Annotated in this window: 12 protein-coding genes; 1 reads left to right on the top strand and 11 read right to left on the bottom strand. The window is 28.8% G+C overall.

The window, feature by feature from the left end:
- Positions 1 to 175 precede the first annotated feature (175 nt).
- From B3N22_RS23620 to B3N22_RS23580, 9 genes are all read right to left on the bottom strand, one after another.
- Complete coding sequence (locus B3N22_RS23620) at positions 176 to 844, bottom strand: HAD-IA family hydrolase (RefSeq protein ID WP_286911128.1); 669 nt, start codon at positions 842 to 844, stop codon at positions 176 to 178.
- A 25-nt stretch (positions 845 to 869) separates the two neighbouring features.
- Positions 870 to 1,343 (bottom strand): GNAT family N-acetyltransferase, encoded by a 474-nt coding sequence (locus tag B3N22_RS23615; RefSeq protein WP_286911127.1) that lies wholly within the window; start codon positions 1,341 to 1,343, stop codon positions 870 to 872.
- 171 nt (positions 1,344 to 1,514) lie between these two features.
- Positions 1,515 to 2,441 carry a serine hydrolase domain-containing protein gene (locus B3N22_RS23610; RefSeq protein WP_286911126.1) on the bottom strand — a complete coding sequence of 309 codons (927 nt, stop codon included), beginning with the start codon at positions 2,439 to 2,441 and terminating at the stop codon, positions 1,515 to 1,517.
- 19 nt (positions 2,442 to 2,460) lie between these two features.
- Positions 2,461 to 2,817 carry an MmcQ/YjbR family DNA-binding protein gene (locus tag B3N22_RS23605; RefSeq protein ID WP_286911125.1) on the bottom strand — a complete coding sequence of 119 codons (357 nt, stop codon included), beginning with the start codon at positions 2,815 to 2,817 and terminating at the stop codon, positions 2,461 to 2,463.
- A 125-nt stretch (positions 2,818 to 2,942) separates the two neighbouring features.
- On the bottom strand, positions 2,943 to 3,728 hold the full coding sequence (locus B3N22_RS23600) for a hypothetical protein (protein WP_286911124.1): 786 nt from the start codon (positions 3,726 to 3,728) through the stop codon (positions 2,943 to 2,945).
- Between the two features lie 14 nt (positions 3,729 to 3,742).
- Positions 3,743 to 4,717: an anti sigma factor C-terminal domain-containing protein gene (locus B3N22_RS23595; RefSeq protein ID WP_286911123.1), complete on the bottom strand. Its 975-nt coding sequence runs from the start codon at positions 4,715 to 4,717 to the stop codon at positions 3,743 to 3,745.
- A complete protein-coding gene (locus tag B3N22_RS23590) occupies positions 4,704 to 5,219 on the bottom strand; it encodes an RNA polymerase sigma factor (RefSeq protein WP_286911122.1) in 516 nt (171 codons plus the stop codon). Before B3N22_RS23590 ends, B3N22_RS23595 begins: the two co-directional genes overlap by 14 nt.
- A gap of 141 nt (positions 5,220 to 5,360) precedes the next feature.
- Positions 5,361 to 6,242, bottom strand: a complete 882-nt coding sequence (locus tag B3N22_RS23585) for a cation diffusion facilitator family transporter (RefSeq protein ID WP_286911121.1) — start codon at positions 6,240 to 6,242, stop codon at positions 5,361 to 5,363.
- A gap of 114 nt (positions 6,243 to 6,356) precedes the next feature.
- Positions 6,357 to 8,189 (bottom strand): UbiD family decarboxylase, encoded by a 1,833-nt coding sequence (locus tag B3N22_RS23580; protein WP_286911120.1) that lies wholly within the window; start codon positions 8,187 to 8,189, stop codon positions 6,357 to 6,359.
- Between the two features lie 136 nt (positions 8,190 to 8,325).
- Here B3N22_RS23580 and B3N22_RS23575 point away from each other — a divergent pair, with 136 nt between their 5' ends.
- Positions 8,326 to 8,640 (top strand): hypothetical protein, encoded by a 315-nt coding sequence (locus tag B3N22_RS23575; RefSeq protein WP_021801953.1) that lies wholly within the window; start codon positions 8,326 to 8,328, stop codon positions 8,638 to 8,640.
- A 69-nt stretch (positions 8,641 to 8,709) separates the two neighbouring features.
- On the opposite strand, the gene B3N22_RS23570 is transcribed toward B3N22_RS23575, so the two are convergent.
- Both B3N22_RS23570 and B3N22_RS23565 read right to left on the bottom strand, forming a co-directional pair.
- Complete coding sequence (locus B3N22_RS23570; RefSeq protein WP_021801952.1) at positions 8,710 to 8,937, bottom strand: hypothetical protein; 228 nt, start codon at positions 8,935 to 8,937, stop codon at positions 8,710 to 8,712.
- A 97-nt stretch (positions 8,938 to 9,034) separates the two neighbouring features.
- Positions 9,035 to 10,018 carry a HAMP domain-containing sensor histidine kinase gene (locus tag B3N22_RS23565; protein ID WP_286911129.1) on the bottom strand — a complete coding sequence of 328 codons (984 nt, stop codon included), beginning with the start codon at positions 10,016 to 10,018 and terminating at the stop codon, positions 9,035 to 9,037.
- Positions 10,019 to 10,083 lie beyond the last annotated feature (65 nt).

The raw sequence follows: 10,083 nt of genomic DNA, 5'->3' as shown, positions 1-10,083 counted from the left end.
TAAGTTTTAAGTTTCAGGTTATCTCCTCCTCTATTTGTTATTTAGGCATGTTTTTAGTGTCCTCTTAGGTGCATTTATTATACATAGTGAAACTTTAGTATTTATATATGTGCTATTTTAAAATTCTTTTAAAAGTAATTTCTCTAATTTATACATGTCTTTAACTACATGCAAATTAGAATTTCTTTATACATTTTATATAAGCTCTAGAAAGTGTATTTCTATTTAAAACTATTGATTTTATTCCAAGGTTTAAAGCCACCTCACAGTTTTTTTGGTTATCATCTACAAAAAGGACTTCATCTGAGGCTAGATTTAATGATTTAATTGCAGCTTTATACATTTTTTCATTTGGTTTGGTCACACCAATTTCAGAAGAAATAATAATTGCGTCAAAATAATCATAAAAGCCAGCTTTTTTATAAACATTCCTTAAAGATGGCCAAGCATCTGATACTAAGCATAACTTGTAATTTTGATTTAATCTTGGCAGAACTTCAAATACATCTTTAAAGAATATATATTTATCATAATTTAAAACGAAATCATCTGTTAAAGGTTTTAACATTTCATCGTCAATTTTAAGTTCTGGTAATTCATTTTTTATAATTATAAAAAATTCTAGGAAATGCTTCCATTCTTCCTCAATTGTTTGCATTAACGATATATTATTTATATATGACCAAGCTTTACGAAAAGCTTCATCTCTTTTATCTTTGGAAATGTTATTAAATTTATCTTTATTAACTATTTTAAAGAAATTTGGAGAATAACTCCAATCTCCAGTTGCAGCAAAATTTAAGACTCTACCAGAATCTATCAATAACCCTTTAATATTACCCATATTTCCCCAATCTAATTTATTTTATCTAGTCAATTAATAGTTTTGCTACTAATTCCCCATCCTCTATATCTCCAGTTTCTATAAAACCCATTGATGAATAAAGCTTTTTAGCCTTAATATTTTCAGGTTCATAAGAAAGGTAAATTTCAGATGCATGCCCATAAGGGAAGGTTTTAACTAACTCAATAGCTTTATTCATTGAAGCTTTTCCATAACCTTTACCTTGATGAACTTTATCGATCATAAATCTCCATACCCAATAAGCATTTTCATTGTGGATTTCGTTAGCTTCAGTATAAGACAACATTATAAAACCAATCATAACATCATCTCTATAAATAGCATAAGGCATAGGAATTCCATCTCCATTACTTAAAGCAACGTAAGCTTGTGCAAGACTTATTAAATTACTAGCAACAAAGTTTTTTTGATTCTCTTTAGTTTCTAATTTATTACATTCATCAAAATTATCAAAAGTAATCTTTTTTAAATTAATCATAATTTCCCCCCATAATATCTATTTAGTTTACTTCTCAGGCCTAATAAATTTAGCTTTACCATAGCACCCAAGAATAAAGGAATATAAAAATTTAAGAAGTTAAGAATATACACCTTAGTCCTGTAGAAGCGTTCCTCAGCTTCATCAAATTCCATTTAGCCTTTGCAAAGATTATAGTTTTTCAATTAAAGTATCCCAGGTAAGTTCAAGAACACCAGTCATGTTTGTAGGCTCATTTGAAATATAAGTTACCACTGCATCTTTATCAGGTAATATTACAACATATTGCCCATAAGATCCATCCATTCTATATGAACCTTTATATGAATTCATCCATAACTGATAACCGTATCCTTGATGATGATCTTTAGTTGCAAAGTGCGGATTAAAATCACGTGTTTCAATCTGGACAGTTGTTGCTTTTTCTATATAATTTCTAGGAATAAGTTCATTATCATTCCAAATACCTTTATTAAGAATTAGCTGACCAAATCTAGATAGCTGCTCTGCTGTTAAATGTAATCCAGAAAATCCTTGAGGGATTCCTAAAGGGCATCTATCCCATCTAGGTTTTGGTATATTTAAATATTGAAATATTTTTTTATCAAGATAATCATCTAAACTAATTCCTGTAGTAAGTCCTATTATTCTTGAAAGTATGTATGTAGCACCGTTGTTATAGGTAAAATGTGATCCAGGTTTAAATATTACTGGCTCATCAAAAAATAATTTGGTGATATCCCAAACCTTTCCTTCACTCCAATCAGCATTTACTACTGGACACCTATCATGACCAGTTCCCATACATAATAAATCATGTACTTTCATGTTTTTTAGGTTCTCATTAGAGTTTTTAGTCGTGATACCAGGGAAAAAGTCTATAACATTATCAGTTAATTGAAGATAACCTTCTTCAATTGCAATACCTACTGCCATGGAAGTAAAGGTTTTGCTTACTGACCACAAAAGAGTTTCTTTTTCTTCTTCAAAATCATGTTTTGCAATTACTTTTCCACCTTGCCTAACTACAACATTTTTCACTCCAAGATTTTTAACTTTTACATTTACTATTAAATTCTTTAATAAATCATTATTCATAATAAACCTCTATTAAAATTTAGCTTAATATACTTTTTTGTGCTTTTTTAGTTAGTGATTCAAAGATAAGTTTATAAGACATGTCAATCATTTGCTTTATAACATCTTCAGGAACATTCCCATCTAAAAATACAGAATTCCAATGTACTTTATTCATGTAATAGCCTTCAATTATATCATCATAATTTTCTCTAAGCATAGCTCCAAAGGATGGTTCACATTTTAATGTAATCATTGGTCTCCCATCTTTGTAATTAAGAATAGCACCAAATAACTTTCCTGTTATCATATATCTATGCCATTTCCATTCCTCTTTAAAGTCTTTTTCAACACCTTTTTTGGCTAATAAATATTCATCAACCCACTCATAACTCAATTATAATCATCTCCTTTATATCAATAAAGTTATTATACTATATTTACCAATGACTATAAAATCTTTTAGAACTGAAAATAGCATAGTATTCTATAAATAACTATGCTATATCGTGAGATATAATATTATGAAGTTTTGTTTAGTATCATTAAGGTTTTCTTGTAACTAAACTTATATAGTATTATTAAGCCAAGTATAATCAATATTAAATCATATAAAAGAACATTAAATATAGTTGTTTTATCGAAATCTATTAAATTAAATAATTTTATTACGTTAAAGTCTATAAAATTATTTATTGAGGCAATATCAAATAATATTCCTGTAGTTATCATGTAGAATGGAGGGAATACATAAGCTACCATTTTTCTATTTGTTGCTGTAGCAAATCCCATAACAAAAATTGAAAATGCAGATGAAGAAATTCCTATAATAACTAACAATAGCACGATGTAAAGACTCTTAGAGATTTCATAAATATTTTTAAGTGCTACAACATTAATTTCATTTGAGGGAACATTATTAACTCCAAATCTAAATATTAAGTATACAATAATAACTCCATGACAGATAATAAAAATTGAAGATGTTAAAAATATGTTTACCATTACCTTAGTTTTATAATAGGTTTTTATATCAATAATATCTAAAACTTTCTCCAAAAATCCTGATTTTTTATCAGTAATTATTGATGTTGAATATATTAAACCTATTATGGAAGGCGCTATAAACACTATATAAGAAAAGTGTGAAATTTTAATGTAATAATCTACACCGTCTAAACCAGGATAGGAGAATGAAATTTTATTTATTAGAGGTTCTATTAATGAAGCTAATAGTATTAAGCTTATAATAATAGTTTTTAATGAAAATAGGTTTTTCTTAAGTTCAAGTTTAAAATAAGTTTTCATAAGTAATCCTCCAATCAGTATTTATCAGCTACAGCGCCTAAAGATGCTGCTTTAATATAACTTTTACCTTTTAAGTTTTTTAAACTTTCTACATCTCCACTTACAACTACTCCAACAACCTTTAAATCATCTTTAGTAATCTTGTCCTTACCATTACTTAATCTATTAAATAAGCTGTTATAACTATCACTTAGTCTTTCTAATGATCCAATGAAATTTTCCTCAGGATTAACCATAGGTCTACCTTGACCATCTAGTGCTTTTATTCCATAAACTTCTGATTCTTCAAATATAGGTTTCGGTCTAGTCTCTGAGGGTTTATCAGTTAATGTATCAACCCAGTACCAGTTTAAAGTAATTTCCTTAGGTAGCATATTTTTAACTTCATCTAAACTATATTTAATATCAAAAGAAAGTGATAGCTCCATAACCTTATCGCTACCTATATTATCAAGGACTTCTAAATCATTTATATAATTGTCATATTGTATTGATGGATGATAAAATTTCATTATACGTTTTCCAACCTTATTGTAATTAATCATATCCTCAAGTTCTTGTTCTGAACTAGCAATATTACTGTATAAGTTATCACCTGTACTTCCATATACCCCATTAATAAAAGGAATATAGCTATAATCTTCTTTATAGTTTCCATCAGTAATTAATTTCTTCCCTAAAAATCTATAGCGTACATATTCTATATCTCCAGTCATTAATCTATTGTCAATTTGTGTATTACTTAAATAAGCATTTGGTTTAGCGATATTATATAAAGACCATAAATTTTTTTCTTTCTTTTGCGCAATGTCACTTAAAACGTGAGAATTTAAAATTAAAGCAAAAAAACCTAAAATAATAAAGATCATAAAACTTATTATAGTAGTTTTTAATGAGGATAAAAATTTAGCTCTTTTAATTGGGCTTCTAAGTTTAGGTTTCTCTTCTGTTTCGAATAATTCTCTTAGCTTTTCATCATCGCTTTTCATAACTTTCTTCCCTCCAAACTTTCTTGAAATTTTCTCTAGCTCTAAATAGATATGTTTTCACTGTATTTTCTTTTATGTCTAAAAGTTCTGCTATTTCTTTATAAGATAAATCCATATGATATTTAAGAAGCAATAGATTTTTATGTACTTCACTCAAAGAATTTAAAACATTAAGGATATCTTTTTTTCTCTCTATATCCAAAATAAAATCTTCTATTAGATTATTAGTACCTAAACCATCTTTTAAAATTTCTTCATCAATACTTACATGAATATGGCGTTTGTTTTTTCTGCATAAGTCATAATACTTATTAATAGCTACCTTAAAGAGCCATGCTGAAAGCTTATCAGACTGTATTCCATCTATGTACCTTAATGCTTTATAGAAGGTATCTTGAACTATATCATCTGCATTTTCTTTGCTACATCCAAGCTTAATTAAATATCTGTATATAAGATTCATTTTATCTTTAAAGATCTCATCTATTAACTCATAGTTCATCATATCCCCCTTTCATTCCCTCATTTAAAGCTCTTCTTTATTATGACGTTCAAATTATTAATATGTATACAAGTTCCAAGAAAAAATCTACCAAATTTATATAACTTGGTAGATTGTGGGTGCTATTTACTTTTATAATATTTAAATAAGTTTACTTTCTTCAAAGAAGGGCTCTATGTGAACCATGCAATGTTTTACTGTGTCAATTTCGTTTTCTATTGAGTTTTCAACCAATTCAGCTATATCGTGGCCTTCTCTTACAGAAAGTTCTTCATTTACATACACTTCTATATCTACATAGATTTTATTACCAAATATTCTAGTTTTCAGATTTTTAATCTCTTTTACTCTGCTAATAGAAAGGACGTTATTCTTTATTTTATTTATTACTTCATCATCAGCTGCGGAATCTATAAGTTCTTTCACTGCTCGTTTATATAGATCAATTCCAACTTTAATAATCAACAAACTAACTATTATTCCAGCTAAAGGATCTAAAAAAGTATATCCAAATCGGGCACCTAAAATGCCTATAAAGGTTCCAATAGATGAAAAAGCATCAGATCTATGATGCCAAGCATCTCCTTCCATTGATATACTTCTTATTTTCCTTGCTGTTATTATGGTATACCAATACATCCCCTCTTTAACAACTATAGATAATAATGCAGCAAATAAAGCGACTCTTCCTGGAATAACTAAATTACCATTATAAAGATTTAAAGCACTTTTATATCCTATAACTAATCCTACTAAAATAAGTGCTTCGCTTATAAGTTTTGCACTGATTGATTCTAATCGTTCATGACCATAGGGGTGCTCTCTATCAGCTTTTTTAGATGATATTTTAAGTCCGACTATAACAATTACAGTTGTAAAAACATCTGAGGCTGAATGGACTGAATCCGCAATCATTGCAGAACTTCTTCCAATAATACCTGCAATTAGCTTTAAGATTGATAAAACTATATTTATTATCATAGTAATTACTGAAACTTTTGTACCTAATTTATAATCTTCCATTTATTTCACTCCCAATTGATAACTGTTTATGCTTCATTATATGTTTAATTTCAGCAATTTCTACAAGTTTTTAACTGGGTTTAAATGTCAATTGATAATAAAAGTCCTTATATATTAGACTATATTGTATAAACTTCCGCCTTCTTTAAACAAGGGTTCAATATTTTTTTCAACTATTGAATCTGGGATTAATGAAGGTGCATGATGAGGCTTTTTTCTGATATCTATAATCATATTATCGCATCCCCAATGTTTATTTTCATAAAAGCTATTTACACCATAAATATCATGTGAAGGGTTACTTCTAGTAAAAGTTGCCCAGAAAAAGTTTGATAAAGAATCGCTTATAAAGCCACTATCATCACAAAGAATAATAATCGGACATGAATCCATATTACCTTTTAACATAATGCTATTAGCAAATTCATTTAATACATCCTTCTCCTTCTGATAATCAGAAAAGTTAGGACCCTCTATTGCTATTATTCCAGGCATAACTAAACGTGGATTTTTAAAATCACCTAAATCATTTAGTTGATAGGGAACATCAGTGCATAACTCTCTTTTTTTATCTCCATAAGCTGCGATTACAACCTTACTTCCTGTATTTAAACCAGTTCCAGAATAATCTAATGTATCTATGGTAGTATTGGTTTGAAAATGAATGTCACGGTGTAAATCTAATCTTTCTAGCATATATGTTAAAAACTCAACTTTTTTATGTGTATCTAAAGGTATATCATCTTCAGCAGTAATAAATAGATATTTAGCTAAACTTAATTGACCAGTTCCTAAAATCCTATTAGCTAAAGTAAGTATTTCAGCTGGCTGTTTGACTTTTGCATAAGGAGTATACCGTTCACTGCCTATAGCAAATAAAAGTGGATGAACTCCTGCTTCATCAATTGCATGAACTTCTTTTATTCCGGGGATTTCTTGTTTTATAGCTTCTCCAGTAATTTCATGTATAAGCTCACCAAAGGCTGTATCTTCTTGAGGTGGACGTCCAACAACAGTAAAAGGCCATATTCCATTAGGTTTCCCAAAAACTTTATGAACTTTCATAACTGGAAATTCATGAGTAAGACTATAGTAGCCTATATGATCTCCAAAAGGTCCTTCAGGTTTTGTTTCATCAGGATAAATTTCTCCTGTAATTACAAAATCAGCATCAAGATTAATACAGTAGCCATCATTATAACAATAACGAAAATTATGTCCTGATAGCATACCAGCAACAGTCATTTCACTTAGTCCTTCAGGCAGAGGCATAATTGCTGCTAAAGTATGTGCAGGTGGTCCGCCCACAAAAATACTTACCTTTAAAGGAATCCCCATTTTTTTTGCTTTTTGTTGATGAACTCCTATTCCTCTATGTATTTGATAATGCAGACCAACTTCTTCATTTAAAATATAATCGTTGCCAGTAAGTTGGATTCTGTACATACCAAGATTACTATTCATAATACCAGGTTTTTCTGGATCTTCGGAATAAACTTGAGGTAAAGTTATAAATGCTCCTCCATCTTTAGGCCAGTGATGAATAAGTGGAAGGTCAGAAATTTGAATCTCCTGAAACTCAGACATCTTAGAACTTAAACTTTTTAGTGGAAGAGCTTTAGCAGCTGCAATTCCACTACTAATATGTTTAAATGGATTTTTTAATATGCTCATAGGATTATTACGTAGGGCAATTACGTTTTTGGTAGATTCCAATGTATTTTTAAATATTAATTTACTTCTATATAAATTACCAAATAAATTCGACACAGCTTTATATTTTGAACCTTTTACATTTTCAAATAGCAACGCGGGTCCATTAGCTGAGTTTACCTTTAGGTGTATAGCTGCCATTTCAAGGTAAGGGTCCACTTCTTCATGTACTCTTACTAACTGACCCATTTTCTCTAAGTCAAGAATACATTCTTCTAAATTACGATACATCATTTACTCTCCTTATTTCTTTTAACTAAAATTAAATATACATTAATAATACAGTGAAACTAATATCCATGCAATGGAGTTAAGTTTTAAGTATATTTTTTTTACATATACTAACACTAGATTCAAAAGAGGTGATATGATGAAAAAATCTATATATATTTTTTTCTTTGTACTAATTTTATGTATTAATATTAATTCATTAAGCGCTCTGGCTGTAAAAGATACATTTAAAGAAGGTCTCTATAAACTATCAGATTTAAATCCAAAACCTGAAAACAACTATGTAATGGAAAATATATCTGATGAAAATATTTATGTATTAATTTTTAATGAAAAACAGATTGCAGTTCAAGCATTTCAATTAGCTAAAAAGTCTGACTCTTTCAATTTAATACCTATTAAATCTAGCTATAGAATTGTAATTGTTGGAAAGGGTGAAGTGAAAATTTCTTAACATTTTTATGCCTATAAATAGGATATCCCAAAGCAATTAAAAATGCTTTGGGATATCCTTAATTAAAGGTTAGGCTAATAACTTCATCATTTCTGTAACTGATTTTTTTACTTTGCTAGGTAATCTGTCTAAGGCTTTTTCTCTATCTCTTTCGTTACTAATTTGAGAAATTCTCATTACTTCTTGCTGTAAACCAGGTATGCCGCTTATTTCATTAGCCAATCTGCTGAATTTTTCTGCAAATGCAGGATCTTGCATCTTTTTCTGAAGTTTCATAATTAGCTCCATGCCGTTCATTAAATAGCCTCCTTGGCAGTTTTGAACCATACTTTTTAGGTAGGTCTATATAATTTTTATATGTTTTAATACCAAGAAGTGTTCTTTAGAAACTTAATTATCTATAAATATCTGAGAATTCAATTTTTATTTTTTCTACATTATATTGACTCTTAAAATTACTTTTTTGAGTTGCGTCTACACCATTTTGTATGATTCTAGCTGGAAGAGTAATTATAAATTCTGTGCCTTTATCTTTTATGCTTTTTACTTCAATAGTCCCCTCATGCATTTCAACTAATGCCTTAACTATAGATAAACCTATACCACTGCCCTCGTGACTTCTATTTAAAAGAGGATCTACTTGTTTAAATCTTTGGAAAAGTTGAGCTAAATTTTCTTCTGAGATTCCTTTTCCTGTATCTTTTACTGATATTACTACATAATCATCTTTATCAAATAAATTAACCTCTATTGTATCACCTGGTTTAGTAAATTTAGTTGCATTAGATATTAGATTTAAAAAGATTCTTTCTAATTTTTCAGCATCAAAGGCCATTATTTTTTCTTCTACATCAGTGTCAAATATGATAGTTCTTTCCATAGTATGTACATATTCAGCTGTTGATTGAGTTATCTCCTCCACTACCTCTACTATATTTCCATTCTCTAAATCAATTTTAACAAACCCAGAATCTATTTTAGTCATGTCAATTAAATTATTTACGAGCCTCAATAGCCTATAACAATTCTGTTTAACACCACTTGTGTAACTGCTTAATTTTTCAGTATTTAAACTTTCGCCTTTTTTTATAAGTAAAGAAAATAGCTGTGTCGTAGAAAAAATAATATTTAATGGAGTTCTTAATTCGTGGGACATATTTGCTATAAACTCAGTTTTTAACTTATCATATTTTAATGTTTCCTCTAATAATCTTTTATTCTCTGATATCATGTAGTTGAAGCTGTTTGATAATACTCCTATCTCGTCTTTACTATCTATATCACAGCGTATAGATAGATCACCTGAACCTGCAATTTCCATACATGATTTTAATTTACTAATAGGTCTAACTAAAGTATTAGCTACAAAAACTGCTATTATCCCAGCAAAAACTATTACGATACATCCAATAATAATTGTAGTATATATATTCTAATAAAGTT

It is taken from the genome of Clostridium sp. UBA1652 (genome assembly GCF_002320975.1).
Classification (GTDB): Bacteria; Bacillota; Clostridia; order Clostridiales; family Clostridiaceae; genus Clostridium_T; species Clostridium_T intestinale.
The sequence above is the reverse complement of the archived record's forward strand: the minus strand, read 5'-3'. Positions and strand labels throughout refer to the sequence as shown.